The organism is Escherichia sp. KTE159 (assembly GCF_000408805.1).
GTDB lineage: Bacteria > Pseudomonadota > Gammaproteobacteria > Enterobacterales > Enterobacteriaceae > Escherichia > Escherichia marmotae.
Genome location: NZ_KE137292.1, coordinates 2891514 through 2905245 on the forward strand (window position 1 = coordinate 2891514; position 13732 = coordinate 2905245).

15 protein-coding genes and 1 pseudogene are annotated in these 13732 nt (G+C 51.9%); 4 read left to right on the forward strand and 12 right to left on the reverse strand.

Going from position 1 to position 13732, the window contains the following annotated elements; translation table 11 throughout:
* Positions 1-2 precede the first annotated feature (2 nt).
* The 9 genes from hypA to yghX form a co-directional block, all read right to left on the reverse strand.
* A complete protein-coding gene (gene hypA, locus A31E_RS08025) occupies positions 3-344 on the reverse strand; it encodes a hydrogenase maturation nickel metallochaperone HypA (protein ID WP_000544957.1) in 342 nt (113 codons plus the stop codon).
* Positions 337-825: a hydrogenase-2 assembly chaperone gene (hybE, locus tag A31E_RS08020; RefSeq protein ID WP_000134011.1), complete on the reverse strand. Its 489-nt coding sequence runs from the start codon at positions 823-825 to the stop codon at positions 337-339. The genes hypA and hybE overlap by 8 nt, the downstream gene beginning before the upstream one ends.
* Complete coding sequence (locus A31E_RS08015) at positions 818-1312, reverse strand: HyaD/HybD family hydrogenase maturation endopeptidase (RefSeq protein ID WP_016249210.1); 495 nt, start codon at positions 1310-1312, stop codon at positions 818-820. The genes hybE and A31E_RS08015 overlap by 8 nt, the downstream gene beginning before the upstream one ends.
* The gene (hybC, locus tag A31E_RS08010; RefSeq protein ID WP_016249211.1) at positions 1312-3015 is read right to left on the reverse strand and encodes a hydrogenase 2 large subunit; all 1704 of its coding nucleotides are present in this window, start codon (positions 3013-3015) and stop codon (positions 1312-1314) included. The genes A31E_RS08015 and hybC overlap by 1 nt, the downstream gene beginning before the upstream one ends.
* Positions 3012-4190 (reverse strand): Ni/Fe-hydrogenase cytochrome b subunit, encoded by a 1179-nt coding sequence (hybB, locus tag A31E_RS08005; RefSeq protein WP_016249212.1) that lies wholly within the window; start codon positions 4188-4190, stop codon positions 3012-3014. The genes hybC and hybB overlap by 4 nt, the downstream gene beginning before the upstream one ends.
* Positions 4180-5166 carry a hydrogenase 2 operon protein HybA gene (gene hybA, locus A31E_RS08000; RefSeq protein ID WP_001081870.1) on the reverse strand — a complete coding sequence of 329 codons (987 nt, stop codon included), beginning with the start codon at positions 5164-5166 and terminating at the stop codon, positions 4180-4182. The genes hybB and hybA overlap by 11 nt, the downstream gene beginning before the upstream one ends.
* A 2-nt stretch (positions 5167-5168) precedes the next feature.
* Positions 5169-6287, reverse strand: a complete 1119-nt coding sequence (gene hybO / locus A31E_RS07995; RefSeq protein ID WP_000145417.1) for a hydrogenase 2 small subunit — start codon at positions 6285-6287, stop codon at positions 5169-5171.
* A 189-nt stretch (positions 6288-6476) separates the two neighbouring features.
* On the reverse strand, positions 6477-6764 hold the full coding sequence (yghW, locus tag A31E_RS07990) for a DUF2623 family protein YghW (protein ID WP_001059136.1): 288 nt from the start codon (positions 6762-6764) through the stop codon (positions 6477-6479).
* A 119-nt stretch (positions 6765-6883) separates the two neighbouring features.
* Positions 6884-7735: a YghX family hydrolase gene (gene yghX, locus A31E_RS07985; protein WP_016249213.1), complete on the reverse strand. Its 852-nt coding sequence runs from the start codon at positions 7733-7735 to the stop codon at positions 6884-6886.
* A 192-nt stretch (positions 7736-7927) separates the two neighbouring features.
* Here yghX and gpr point away from each other — a divergent pair, with 192 nt between their 5' ends.
* Positions 7928-8968 (forward strand): L-glyceraldehyde 3-phosphate reductase, encoded by a 1041-nt coding sequence (gpr, locus tag A31E_RS07980; RefSeq protein ID WP_000262134.1) that lies wholly within the window; start codon positions 7928-7930, stop codon positions 8966-8968.
* A gap of 39 nt (positions 8969-9007) precedes the next feature.
* On the opposite strand, the gene A31E_RS07975 is transcribed toward gpr, so the two are convergent.
* Positions 9008-9502, reverse strand: coding sequence for a TIGR00645 family protein (locus tag A31E_RS07975; RefSeq protein ID WP_001517102.1), 495 nt, complete (start codon positions 9500-9502; stop codon positions 9008-9010).
* A 126-nt stretch (positions 9503-9628) separates the two neighbouring features.
* Here A31E_RS07975 and A31E_RS07970 point away from each other — a divergent pair.
* Positions 9629-10021, forward strand: a pseudogene (locus tag A31E_RS07970) (SDR family oxidoreductase); the annotation flags it as partial.
* A gap of 280 nt (positions 10022-10301) precedes the next feature.
* Here A31E_RS07970 and exbD read toward each other — a convergent pair.
* Positions 10302-10727: a TonB system transport protein ExbD gene (exbD, locus tag A31E_RS07965; RefSeq protein WP_001240714.1), complete on the reverse strand. Its 426-nt coding sequence runs from the start codon at positions 10725-10727 to the stop codon at positions 10302-10304.
* A gap of 6 nt (positions 10728-10733) precedes the next feature.
* A complete protein-coding gene (exbB, locus tag A31E_RS07960; RefSeq protein WP_000527841.1) occupies positions 10734-11468 on the reverse strand; it encodes a tol-pal system-associated acyl-CoA thioesterase in 735 nt (244 codons plus the stop codon).
* 251 nt (positions 11469-11719) lie between these two features.
* Between exbB and metC the strand changes: the two genes are divergently transcribed.
* Both metC and yghB read left to right on the forward strand, forming a co-directional pair.
* Positions 11720-12907 carry a cystathionine beta-lyase gene (gene metC / locus A31E_RS07955; protein ID WP_016249215.1) on the forward strand — a complete coding sequence of 396 codons (1188 nt, stop codon included), beginning with the start codon at positions 11720-11722 and terminating at the stop codon, positions 12905-12907.
* A gap of 139 nt (positions 12908-13046) precedes the next feature.
* Positions 13047-13706, forward strand: a complete 660-nt coding sequence (gene yghB, locus A31E_RS07950; RefSeq protein ID WP_000268420.1) for a DedA family general envelope maintenance protein YghB — start codon at positions 13047-13049, stop codon at positions 13704-13706.
* Positions 13707-13732 lie beyond the last annotated feature (26 nt).

Consider the following 13732-nt stretch of genomic DNA (forward strand, 5'->3'; position numbering starts at 1 on the left):
GGTTATTCAACTTCAATACTTTTGACGATCAGCGAATCGCCGGTATCGACACGCAACCGCTCGCCATGACAGAGCGGACACTGCGCATCGTGCTGATGAATCTCCACTACCTGGCTGCAATCCCAGCACCAGGCCTGGGCGGGTTTATAGACGATATGTAAATCGCACCCTTGCGCCACCGTTCCCTGGCAGACAATTTCAAAACTAAAACGAACCGCGCTCTCCTCAACGCAGGAGAGCGCGCCAATTTCCAGCCACACGGCGGTGACGCGCTTAACATCGTGCTGCTCCGCCTGCCGTTGGATAATTTCAACGGCGCTCTGGCAAAGCGACAACTCATGCATTTTCATCACTCCTGCGGCCAAACAGCAGGGCGCGACGCCCTGCGTGTGGCACATCCGGATTCGTGACTGGCAGCGAAAGGATCATTCGCGCGCAGTCATCCGTCAGGCGTTTGCCCTCTTCAATCGACATGCTGTGCGAAAGCGGCGACATCAGCGAGCAAGAGAGGTATTGCGAAACACCGTCCAGTTCACCAACGGTAAAGGTCATAGTGCCATAAGGCAGTTGCAGACCGATCTTCTCACTCACTTTGCGCAGCGGCCAGAGTTGATCCGGGCCGGGGAAGATCACTGCACTCAGCATCCACGGGGTGATCACACACCCCGTCCACTGACCTTCGAACAGCGTAAAATCGGAAACATACACCGGCATGGAAGGATGCAGAAACGAGAGGTCGTGCATCGAACGCCGGGCAATTTCTTCAAACGCTGCCTGTACTTGCGCCTTTGGGGAGGTCTGGAAACCAGCAATCTCCTCAGTCATGTGCTGCCTCCCGCGGGATGGCTTCCACGCCTGATTCGCGCAGCGCAGCCAGAACCTGCTCAAGCGCAGGTTCAATCATTGCTTCGACCGTCGGCGTTAAACCGATGTGCGGCTCCAGCGATTCCGGGATCACGCCGACCAGAGTCAGCTTTTTCGGAAACTCGCCGGTGAAGCGCAGGGCCGACAATACGTCGGCCAGCCCAAGCTGATGCGGAGAGATTTTGTTGGTAAACAACGCCGGAACTTCTTCGTCCCGCAGGATCATCATCGTTCCCGGCGCGTTCTTTTTCGACACAATGGCATCGGCAATGATCAGATGATCGCGATTTGCCATGTCGCCAAGCAGTTCCATTCCCGCCGTGCCGCCATCGAGGATCTCAACATAATCCGGCAGAACGTATCGTTGCTCTAACGCTTCAACAATCCGCACGCCGATGGCTTCATCGGTCAGCAAAATATTGCCGACCCCTAAGACTAAAATACGCATTACAGAACCTTCACTGAAACCACTTCGTTGCCATCGGCATCCACTACGTGAACCGCACAGGCCATGCACGGGTCGAAGGAGTGAATGGTACGCACCACTTCCAGCGGTTTATTCAGATCGGCAATCGGTGTACCCACCAGCGACTGTTCATACGGACCGACGTCATCATTGAAGTTACGCGGGCCAGAGTTCCAGGTGGATGGAACGACCGCCTGGTAGTTGCTGATGATACCGTCTTTAATCACCATCCAATGGGAGAGCATACCGCGCGGCGCTTCAAGGAAGCCAACGCCTTTGAACTCGCCCGTTGCTGGAATGTTCGGCTTCACGAACGTGGTGTGGTCGCCTTTGCCGATATTAGTGATCAGTGCACTGTATTGATTTTGCAGGATATCCTGCAATTCGCAGCAGTGAACGGTACGACCAATAATACGCCCCAGCGTGGAGTGCAGTTGCGCCACTTCCAGCGTGTTGCCCGTCAGTTTCTGATAAATCGCAACGATTTCATTCAGTTTGTTCTGGGTAGACTCGCGTCCTGCCGCCAGTTTCACCAGCATGTTTGCCAGCGGACCCACTTCTACCGTTTTGCCGTAGAAAGTCGGTGATTTCACCCAGGAGTATTTACCGTCGTCAGACCAACCGTCGTAAGCCGGAATGGTTGTGCCTTCCCACGGTGCCTGCGGTGCTTCGTCTTTATACCAGGAGTGTTTCGCGCTTTCCTGAATCCCTTTGATCAGGTATTCATCGGAATGGGAAGTAATCGGACGATACGAGGACAAATCCGCGTTTTCGATATATCCGCCAGGGAACAGGAAGCTACCGTTTTTGCTGTCGGTCGGGAATTCCGGCACACTCAGGTAGTTCACCGCACCTTTACCGCGCTCCAGCCATTCCGGATAAAACGCCGCGATAACGGCAGTATCAACCTTATAAACCTGCTCAACAAAGTCGCTCAGCTTGTCGATGAAGGACTTGATGTACATCAGGCGCTCAAGGTTCAGTACGCCCAGACCGTCGAGGTTGATCGGGTTAGCGACCCCACCTACCGCCAGGTTCTGAATGTGCGGCGTTTTACCGCCCAGCAGCGCCACCACTCGGTTTGCGTCACGCTGGCACTCCAGCGCCTGTAAGTAGTGCGCTACCGCAATCAGGTTCACTTCCGGCGGCAGTTTCATCGCCGGGTGCCCCCAGTAGCCATTGGCGAAAATACCCAACTGACCGCTGGCAACCAGATCTTTGATCTTGTTCTGAACTTTGGTGAACTCTTCCGGGCTGTTCAGGTGCCAGGTCGAAACACCTTTCAACATTTCAGAAGCTTTAGTCGGATCAGCTTGCAGTGCAGAAGTGATGTCCACCCAGTCCAGCGCAGAGAGCTGATAGAAATGGACGATATGGTCATGCGTGGTATGCGCAGCCAGAATAATGTTACGGATGTATTGCGCGTTAACCGGAACGTCAATGTTCAGCGCACTCTCTGCCGCACGAACAGAAGAGAGCGCGTGAGTGGTGGTACATACGCCACAGATACGTTGCACAATCATCCAGGCATCGCGCGGATCGCGGTTTTTCACGATCTCTTCCATGCCGCGCCACATGGTTCCGGAAGCCCATGCTTTCGAAACGACGCCATTTTCGATTTCGCAATCGATGCGTAAATGCCCTTCAATACGGGTTACCGGATCAATAGTAATTCTCTGGCTCATGCTTTGCTCGCCTCATGACGATTATGATCGTTTTGTTTTAAAGGAGGAAGTATCGGCAGTAGACGAATGAGTACGATGTAAGCGCAAATCTCAATAGCCACAAAACCAATAGAAATCAACAGTTCTTCCCACGTCGGGAAGTAGGCGTAACCGCCGCCCGGGTTGAATGCCACCAGCGAATAGGTCAGACGCCAGGTTGCACAACCTAACAGTGCGCTCAGTGCCGACAGGAACAGCATACGTGAATCATTACGCAGCTTCGCCACACGCAGAACGACCAGCGGGAAGAGCATCAGCAGGACTTCAATCCAGAATATGACGGAGTAGAAGTCACCGGCAAACGCTAACGACAGCTTGTCGCGATAGATTAGCTCGCCAAAGCGCAGCACGATGAAAATCGCCAGCAGCACGCTGATGGTGTTGGTCAACTTGACGAACAGGCTCTTCTCATCCGGCCCGTTGCCACGCAGACCCGCCTGCACCAACGAACCTTCAAAGATGACTATCGAGAAGCCCATGATGAACGCCGTCAGCAGCGAGAACAGCGGCAACATTTCATAGCTCTGCCACAGCGGATGCACTTTGTAGCCCGCCGAGATCATCAGTGATCCCATGGAAGACTGGTGCATAGTCGGCAGCAGCGCGCCAAGCGCGATGATAAAGAACATCACCTTGTTCAAACGCTTGAGCGATACCTTCCAGCCCAGACGTTCAAACAATGCAGGAGCAAACTCCAGAGCCATCACACCGATGTAGATGGTCATACAAACCGCCGTCTCGAACAGTACCGAGTTCACGTTGAAGTGACCCGGAATGTAGAAGTACGGCAGGTTCCAGTAACGACCGACGTCGATGGTAATCGACAAGCCACCCAGTGAGTAACCGAACAAACTTGCCAACAGCGCCGGACGCACCAGCGGATGGTATTGTCCACGGTTAAAGACGTATACCGCCCACGCCAGCGCCCAGCCGCCACAGGCGAAACCGGTGCCGATCAGCAGGTCAAACGCAATCCACACGCCCCACGGGAAGCCGCCATTCAGGTCGGAGACAGAACCCAGACCGAACACCAGACGCTTCACAATCAGGAGCATACAAATGACGATTAACGGTCCAAAAATCATGACCGGTTTACTGATGATTTTGCCGCCCAGCGGTTGTGGATCATGACTCATGATCGTCTCCTCCGTCGTGATGGTCGTTTTTGGTGTTGCGACGAACCAGCACGGTTAAGCCCGCCAGCACAGCCAGTGGTAGCATCATGCCTTTATACAGGGTGTGTTGAATATTTTCGGAACGCGCGCCGGTAGAAAGATCGTCCAGCTTCGGCAAGTCGAGATTTTCATAAGGAACCCCCGTCAGTACCAGAACCTGAGTACCGCCGCCCTCTTTCTCGCCGTACAGATGCGGATAATATTTCGGCACTGTGTGCAGGTAAGTGTCGCCAGATTTCAACGTCTGACGCGGATAGTGGTATTCGCTGCCAGGCTTCAGCGCCAGGCGTTTTTTCGCCTCAGCCATCAGCTCTTCACGCGTACCAAAAATCACCGCGCCCGCCGGACACACTTCTACGCAGCCAGGTAGACCGCCTTTATCGAGACGCTCCACACCTTTCTGGTTACACAGCTCACACTTATGCAGCGCACCAAACGGGTTGTTGTAGTCGTACTTCGGCACATTGTAAGGGCAGGCGACCATGCAGTAACGACAGCCGGTGCACACGTCTTTGTCGTAATGGACAATGCCGGTTTTCGGATCTTTTTTCAGCGCAGAAACCGGGCACACGGAGACACAGTTCGGATCGACGCAGTGCATACACTGTTTCTTAATGTACGCATAGCCATTCTCTTCCTGGTCTTTGTTGACGCCAGTGCCGCTGGTCCACACCTGGATGATGTTATTGGTATACGGCGACAGTTTGTCGTTGTTCGACCACGTCTGTTCCCCTTGCGGGTTACGTTCCGGGAAGTTGATATCCTGACACTTAGTCACACAAGCCTGGCAGCCTACGCACAAGGTCGAGTCATACAACATTCCCAGCGATCCCGGAATTGGCGGGCGGTTTTCAGCAGCCGCATGGCTGACAGACGGCAATGCGCCCGTCAGCAATGCCCCGCAGGAGGCTGCTTTAATAAAATTACGTCTGTTCACGGTTATTCTCCCCGTGAGTCAGCGTTATCTTTCTTTTGCTGACGACCCAGTTCACGCACCGCCATCACGCTGACACCGGCAACCAGCCCAACCACACCGCCAAGCAAACCGATAGCGCCCGCAGAAACGTTGCCGCCCTCTTTAGCGTTAACGTCCGGTTTCTGTGAACGCGGCGTCTGGTTTTCGACGTTGGCAAGCTGATGGATGCCTTTATGGAAGCCGATACCTTCTTCGTTACAGCCGTAGCACGGGTGACCAATCGCCACCGGCCATACACCGCCAACGTCGCAGAATTGCAGTGTGGAGCAGTTACCGTAAGTTTCCGGTCCTTTACAGCCGAGGTGGTACAGGCACCAGCCTTCGCGATGGCCATCATCACCAAACTCTTTGGCGAAACGACCAGCATCGAAGTGCGGGCGACGTTCGCAATGTTCGTGAATCAGACGCCCATAGGCGAAGGTCGGACGGTTTTTGTTATCCAGCTTCGGCGGTTTACCGTAAGTGATGATGTGCGCAACGGTCGCAAGGAAGTTGTGCGGGTTCGGCGGGCAGCCTGGAATGTTGATAACGGTTTTGCCCGGCAGAACTTCTTGCAGGCTGACCGCACCGGTTGGGTTAACCCCAGCAGCGGCGACACCGCCCCACGCGGAGCAGGAACCGATAGCGATAATTGCGGCAGCACCTTCTGCCGCTTTGCGGATGTGATCCACAATCGGCTCACCGGCGACCATGCAGTAAATACCGTTATCTTTTAATGGGATGGAACCATCCACAACCAACACATACTGCCCTTTGTATTTCTCGAGCGCGTTATGTTTGTTCTCTTCAACCTGATGGCCGAAAGCGGCGGAGAGCACTTCGTGATATTCCAGAGAGATAGTCTCCAGCACGAGGTTTTCTACCGTTGGATGCGTTGCACGAAGCAGAGATTCCGTACAACCAGTACATTCCTGCGCGCCAATCCAGATAACCGGCGGGCGCTGCGGGTTAGTGACCGATTCGGCCATCTCTGCGGCGGCTTTGCTACTCAACCCCATGGTGGCGGCTAATGCTGCACAAAGCTTCATGAAATCACGGCGATTAATGCCGTGAGAATGGATGAGGGTGTTATCTCCAGTCATTTATAGTTATTCCGTTGCGAAGACCTGGCATATATTTTGCCTCAACCGCAAAATCGATAATGCGATCGATGCGCCATTTACCACACATTTATTATGGTTATCATTGTCATGATACTGCGGCGGGGCGCTAAAACGAAGGGGAAGGAGCATTAGTGTAATTAATTAAAGCAAGATAATACGTATGTTTGATCAATTTTCGAGGCGATAACCAGCCATAAAAAAGCGCAAAGTAGAACAGGAATTATTCTCACGAAAGAAATCCATTACCATCTCTTTATCCAGCCCATAACGCCGCGTCAGAATGCCTGCTTCCCAGGCGCTAAGCTGACGATCGCCGGTCTTTTCATACATCCGGTGCGAGTAGCCTAATACAAAACCGCGTTTATAATCGGCGCAGAATTTCGTCACATTAACCGCACTGTCGGCATGTGTTGCTTTTAATCCCGCCATTAAGCCTTTACCAAAATGGTTATTCATAATTTATCTCCAATCGCTATATATGAATCTATATAGCGATATTTTAGGCAAAGTACGACTTTTACGCACGCTATTTTTTCCTGTATGTGAAAGACGTTATCCAGTAAGAGATAAACGCATCAAGAGAGATATTTGTCGAACCATTTCAGCGTTCTTTGCCAGGCAAGATCGGCGGCAGATTTGTCATAACGGGGAGTGGAATCATTATGGAATCCGTGATTAACCCCCGGATAAATATACGCCTCATAGACCTTATTATTCGCTTTCAACGCTGCCTCATAAGCGGGCCAGCCTTCGTTAATTCGCGTGTCCAGTTCGGCGTAGTGGAGCAGTAAAGGCGCTTCAATTTTCGCCACATCGGCGGCCAGAGCCTGGCGACCATAAAACGGCACCGCGCAGGCCAGTTCCGGATATGCCACCGCTGCCGCGTTCGATACCCCACCGCCATAGCAAAATCCGGTTATACCTACCTTGCCAGTGGCTTGCGGATAGCGTTGCATAAACTCAATCGCGGCAAAGAAGTCATTCATCAGTTTGGTTGGATCGACCTGCTGTTGCAGCTCGCGGCCTTTGTCATCGTTCCCGGGATAGCCGCCAACGGAACTTAAACCGTCAGGAGCGAGGGCAATATATCCTGCCTTCGCCACTCGCCGCGCCACATCTTCGATATACGGATTCAGCCCGCGATTCTCATGCACCACCACTACGGCTGGCGTTTTGCTGTTCATCTTCGCAGGTTTCACCAGATAGCCGCGCACCTCACCATGACCATTTGGCGAAGGATACGTGATGTACTCCGCAACAATATCCGGATCGGTAAACTCCACCTGGGTCGCCCATGCGTAATTTGGCCTGAGCAAATCAAACAATGCTAATGCCGTCATCCCGCCCACTGCATACTTCGCCGCAATATTGAGGAACTCACGTTTCGATATTTTCCCGTGAGCGTAATAGTCGTAGTAGTCCAGCAACTCTTATGGGAAATCTTTAGCGGTCAGACGCGGCATCGTTTCACTCCTCAACTGGTGTTTTTTTAAGCAAAGCATAAGCACGTGTTTTTGCCCAGTTTTTCGTCACACTGTGAGCGATGCTACGGGATCTCCCCTGGCAAATCGCTAGACTAGAAACATCGTTTCGAAATTGAACAGTGGAAAGGAGATGTCATGGTCTGGTTAGCGAATCCCGAGCGTTACGAGCAGATGCAGTACCGCTATTGCGGAAAAAGCGGTTTACGCCTGCCCGCGTTATCGCTCGGTTTGTGGCACAATTTTGGTCACGTCAACGCGCTGGAGTCACAGCGTGCGATCCTGCGTAAAGCCTTTGATTTGGGCATTACGCACTTTGATTTAGCCAACAACTACGGCCCGCCTCCTGGCAGTGCAGAAGAGAACTTTGGCCGTCTGCTGCGGGAAGATTTTGCCGCTTATCGTGACGAGTTAATCATCTCCACCAAAGCTGGCTACGATATGTGGCCCGGCCCGTATGGCTCTGGCGGGTCGCGTAAATACCTGCTCGCCAGCCTCGACCAAAGCCTGAAACGTATGGGGCTGGAGTATGTCGATATCTTTTACTCTCATCGCGTCGATGAAAATACGCCAATGGAAGAAACCGCGTCGGCGCTGGCCCATGCGGTGCAAAGTGGTAAGGCTCTGTATGTCGGGATATCGTCTTACTCGCCAGAGCGAACGCAAAAAATGGTCGAGTTGCTACACGAGTGGAAAATTCCGCTGCTAATTCACCAACCTTCGTACAATTTACTGAACCGCTGGGTGGATAAAAGCGGTCTGCTGGATACCCTGGAAAATAACGGTGTGGGCTGCATTGCCTTCACTCCGCTCGCCCAGGGATTGTTAACCGGAAAATATCTCAACGGTATTCCTGAAGATTCTCGGATGCATCGTGAAGGGCACAAAGTTCGCGGCCTGACGCCGAAAATGCTTACCAACGCCAACCTCAACAGTCTGCGTTTATTAAATGAAATGGCACAGCAGCGTGGTCAATCTATGGCTCAAATGGCATTAAGCTGGTTGCTGAAAGATGATCGAGTGACGTCGGTATTGATTGGTGCCAGCCGTCCGGAGCAACTGGAGGAGAACGTACAGGCGCTAAATAATTTGCTGTTTAGTGCCGAAGAACTGGCGCAGATTGACCAACATATCGCTGATGGCGAGCTAAATCTGTGGCAGGCGTCTTCCGATAAATAACGTGTTAATACCGGGCGCGAGAACCGCGCCCGAATAAGATCAGTGATTATGACGGGTGAGTCGGTCAAGATAGCCCATCACAAATGCAGAGAGCACAAACGTCAGATGGATAATGACGTACCACATCAGTTTGTTATCCGGGACATTTTTCGCATCCATAAAGACGCGCAGTAAGTGAATGGAAGAGATTGCCACAATCGACGCCGCCACTTTATTTTTCAGCGACGTAGCATCCATTTTCCCCAGCCAGTTCAGCTTCTCTTTGTTCTCGGAGATATCTAACTGCGAGACAAAATTCTCATAACCGGAAAACATTACCATCACCAGCAAACCGCCAACCAGCGTCATATCTACCAGCGACAGTAACACGAGGATCAAATCAGATTCCGCTATCGAGAAGATATTCGGCAATACATGAATAATCTCCTGAAAGAACTTCAGCGCCAGGGCAACCAGCGCCAGCGAAAGGCCAAAGTACACGGGGGCAAGCAGCCAGCGAGAAGCATACATTGCATTTTCAAGAAAACGTTCCATACATTCCTGTCGTGTAGTTAAAACGGGCAACAGTATATCGTAATTGAGTAAACAGCACGCAACAGCAAATCAACATATACGTTAATCCTTTGTCGCATAAATCCGACGTTTAGGGATCTTCCTGGTTACCTTATTAACCAGGAAGCGATTCCATTGTTACCGAAAGGCTCCGGTATCATCACCACTTCGTCAATCCAGGCGTATCAGCCAAGCCCACACTTGCTGGATTATGCTGCAACGAAAACGGCGATTCTTAACTACAGCCGTGGTCTGGCGAAACAGGTCGCGGAGAAAGGTATTCGGGTGAACATTGTCGCGCCTGGCCCTGTCTGGACGGCACTGCAAATTTCCGGCGGACAGACGCAGGATAAGATCCCGCAGTTTGGCCAGAAAACACCAATGAAACGTGCCGGACAACCGGCGGAACTGGCCCCTGTGTATGTTTATCTGGCAAGCCAGGAATCGAGCTACGTCACTGCGGAAGTGCACGGCGTGTGCGGCGGTGAGCATTTAGGCTGAAAAAATGCCCGGTTGTGAGAAGCGACCGGGCATCATTGTGCTTTTAACTCTTGCCTGATGCGGCGAAAACACCTCATCAGGCCTGCAAACTCATGAAAATTCAAAACGTTGCAATAGATTTTGTAGGCCGGATAAGACGCGCCAGCGTCGCATCAGGCATTGAGCACCGAATGTCGGATGCGGCGTGAACGCCTTATCCGGCCTACAAATTCATGCAAATTCAATATATTGCGATAGAGTCTGTAGGCCTGATAAGCGCAGCGCATCAGGCAATTCTGCGTTACTTCGCTTTGGCAGTTTCTTCGCCAACCAGACCTATCTTCAGGTAACCCGCCTGATGCAGCGTATCCATTACCTTCATCAACGTCTCGTAATCGACGGTTTTGTCCGCGCGGAAGAAGATGGTGGTATCTTTCTTACCTTCGGTTAACGCATTCAGTGCCGTAACCATCGTTTCATCGGTGACAGGATCGTTACCGATGAACATCGAGTTATCCGCCTTCACCGACAGATAAACCGGTTTTTCCGGGCGCGGCTGCGGCGTGCTGGTAGAAGCAGGCAAGTTCACCTTCACATCTACCGTCGCTAACGGTGCCGCCACCATAAAGATAATCAGCAGAACCAACATCACGTCGATAAACGGCGTCACGTTGATGTCGTGCATTTCGCCGTTATCGTCGAGGTTTTCGTTAAGATGCATTGCCATCGGACATTATCCTGCGCGTAATTTTTGTGCGACACGAACCGGATGCGCAGCGGCGCTGGCTTCCAGATCCAGATCACGGCTTTGCAGCAACAGCACCTGCGCTGCGACATCACCCAGCATCGCTTTAAAGCCGCCAATCTGACGTGCGAATACGTTATAGATAACAACCGCCGGAATTGCTGCCACCAGACCGATTGCCGTTGCCAGCAGCGCTTCTGCGATGCCCGGTGCAACAACTGCCAGGTTGGTAGTCTGCGTTTGCGCAATACCGATAAAGCTGTTCATGATGCCCCAGACTGTACCAAACAGCCCCACAAACGGCGAAATCGCGCCGATGGTTGCAAGGTAGCCGTTACCGCGCCCCATTTGACGCCCCACTGCGGCGACCCGACGTTCAAGGCGGAAACTGGTGCGCTCTTTAATACCGTCGTTATCGTCGCTGCCTTCTGACAGTTCCAGCTCGTTCTGCGCTTCATTGAGCAAATGCAGACTTAAGCTTTTGCTACCAAAATCAGCGGCGATATCGTTGGCCTGGTTTAAGGAGCGAGCTTCAGCCAGCAGTTGCTGTTCACGCTTCAGGCGACGCTTCTGGTTGAAGAACTCAACGCTCTTGCTGAAGAAGATTGCCCAGGTGACTACGGAGGCCAGAATCAGCCCAATCATCACGCACTTAACGACAATATCGGCGTGCTGATACATACCCCAGACGGAAAGATCCGTCTGCATTAAATTATTACCCACTGTGTATCTCCAGGACGCAAGTCACAAAATCTGCGCACAATAATATCAAAACGACGTCGAATTGATAGTCGTTCTCATTACTATTTGCATACTGCCGTACCTTTGCTTTCTTTTCTTTGCGTTTACGCAGTAAAAAAGTCACCAGCACGCCATTTGCGAAAATTTTCTGCTTTATGCCAATTCTTCAGGATGCGCCCACTATTATTCATGCTAGTTTAGACATCCAGACGTATAAAAACAGGAATCCCAACATGGCAAACAAACAATTTGATACTCAACTGGTCAATGCAGGACGCAGCAAAAAATATACCCTTGGCGCGGTAAATAGCGTGATTCAGCGCGCCTCTTCGCTGGTCTTTGATAGTGTGGAAGCAAAAAAACACGCGACGCGTAATCGTGCCAATGGTGAATTATTCTATGGCCGCCGCGGAACGTTAACGCACTTCTCATTGCAAGAAGCGATGTGTGAACTGGAAGGTGGCGCAGGCTGCGTGCTGTTTCCTTGCGGGGCGGCAGCCGTTGCCAATTCCATTCTCGCGTTTGTCGAACAAGGCGATCATGTGTTGATGACCAACACAGCCTACGAACCGAGTCAGGATTTTTGTAGCAAAATCCTCAGCAAATTGGGCGTAACGACATCGTGGTTTGATCCGCTGATTGGCGCGAATATCGTTAAACATCTGCGGCCAAATACCAAAGTGGTATTTCTGGAATCGCCAGGTTCCATCACTATGGAAGTGCATGATGTTCCGGCGATTGTCGCCGCCGTGCGCAGCGTGGTGCCGGACGCCATCATTATGATTGATAACACCTGGGCTGCCGGAGTGCTGTTCAAAGCCCTTGATTTTGGTATCGATATTTCCATTCAGGCCGCCACCAAATATCTTGTGGGTCACTCAGATGCGATGATCGGCACCGCGGTGTGCAATGCCCGTTGTTGGGAGCAACTGCGGGAGAACTCTTATCTGATGGGGCAGATGGTCGATGTCGATACCGCCTATATGACCAGCCGTGGCTTGCGCACTTTAGGCGTGCGTCTGCGTCAGCATCATGAAAGCAGTCTGAAAGTTGCGGAATGGCTGGCAGCGCATCCGCTGGTTGAGCGGGTTAACCACCCTGCTCTGCCGGAAAGTAAAGGCCATGAGTTCTGGAAACGAGACTTTACAGGTAGCAGCGGACTATTTTCCTTTGTGCTGAAGAAAAAACTCAACGACGAAGAACTGGCGAACTATCTGGATAACTTCAGTTTATTTAGCATGGCCTACTCGTGGGGCGGCTATGAATCGTTGATCCTTGCGAATCAGCCGGAACATATCGCAGCCATCCGCCCACAAGGAAAGATTGATTTCAGCGGCACGTTGATTCGCCTGCATATTGGTCTGGAAAACGTCGACGATCTGATTGCCGATCTGGACGCGGGCTTTGCACGAATTGTGTAACATTGCCAAATTTGGACAATTTTGCAGACATCTAATTGTGATTAGTCTTAAATTGTTGCGTCCGGGATCAAGGCGTCCCGGACGATTCAGGAGTACAATAGGCAAATAAAGGCTTAAACGCTGTTCCACAGGAAAGTCCATGGCTGTTATTCAAGACATTATCGCTGCGCTCTGGCAACACGACTTTGCCGCGCTGGCGGACCCTCATATTGTTAGCGTTGTTTACTTTGTCATGTTTGCCACGCTGTTTTTAGAAAACGGCCTGTTGCCCGCCTCGTTTTTGCCAGGCGACAGCTTGTTAATACTGGCTGGCGCACTGATTGCCCAGGGGGTTATGGATTTTCTGCCAACAATCGCGATTCTGACTGCCGCAGCCAGTCTGGGCTGCTGGTTAAGTTATATTCAGGGACGTTGGTTAGGTAATACCAAAACGGTGAAAGGCTGGCTGGCGCAGCTTCCGGCTAAATATCATCAACGCGCCACCTGTATGTTTGACCGCCACGGTTTGCTGGCTCTGCTGGCTGGGCGTTTTCTCGCATTTGTCCGCACGCTGCTGCCAACAATGGCGGGGATTTCCGGTCTGCCAAACCGTCGCTTCCAGTTTTTCAACTGGCTAAGTGGACTGCTGTGGGTCAGCGTGGTGACCAGTTTTGGTTACGCCTTAAGCATGATCCCGTTCGTTAAACGCCATGAAGATCAAGTGATGACGTTTCTGATGATCCTGCCAATTGCCCTGTTAACCGCAGGCCTGTTAGGCACGCTGTTTGTGGTAATTAAAAAAAAATACGGTAACGCCTGACATTTTCCTCTGTTCCCGGCAGCAAT

Coding starts and splice junctions, on each gene's coding strand:
- hypA (WP_000544957.1), bottom strand. CDS start 344: ATGCATGAGTTGTCGCTTTGCCAGAGCGCCGTTGAAATTATCCAACGG.
- hybE (WP_000134011.1), bottom strand. CDS start 825: ATGACTGAGGAGATTGCTGGTTTCCAGACCTCCCCAAAGGCGCAAGTA.
- A31E_RS08015 (WP_016249210.1), bottom strand. CDS start 1,312: ATGCGTATTTTAGTCTTAGGGGTCGGCAATATTTTGCTGACCGATGAA.
- hybC (WP_016249211.1), bottom strand. CDS start 3,015: ATGAGCCAGAGAATTACTATTGATCCGGTAACCCGTATTGAAGGGCAT.
- hybB (WP_016249212.1), bottom strand. CDS start 4,190: ATGAGTCATGATCCACAACCGCTGGGCGGCAAAATCATCAGTAAACCG.
- hybO (WP_000145417.1), bottom strand. CDS start 6,287: ATGACTGGAGATAACACCCTCATCCATTCTCACGGCATTAATCGCCGT.
- yghW (WP_001059136.1), bottom strand. CDS start 6,764: ATGAATAACCATTTTGGTAAAGGCTTAATGGCGGGATTAAAAGCAACA.
- gpr (WP_000262134.1), top strand. CDS start 7,928: ATGGTCTGGTTAGCGAATCCCGAGCGTTACGAGCAGATGCAGTACCGC.
- A31E_RS07975 (WP_001517102.1), bottom strand. CDS start 9,502: ATGGAACGTTTTCTTGAAAATGCAATGTATGCTTCTCGCTGGCTGCTT.
- exbD (WP_001240714.1), bottom strand. CDS start 10,727: ATGGCAATGCATCTTAACGAAAACCTCGACGATAACGGCGAAATGCAC.
- metC (WP_016249215.1), top strand. CDS start 11,720: ATGGCAAACAAACAATTTGATACTCAACTGGTCAATGCAGGACGCAGC.
- yghB (WP_000268420.1), top strand. CDS start 13,047: ATGGCTGTTATTCAAGACATTATCGCTGCGCTCTGGCAACACGACTTT.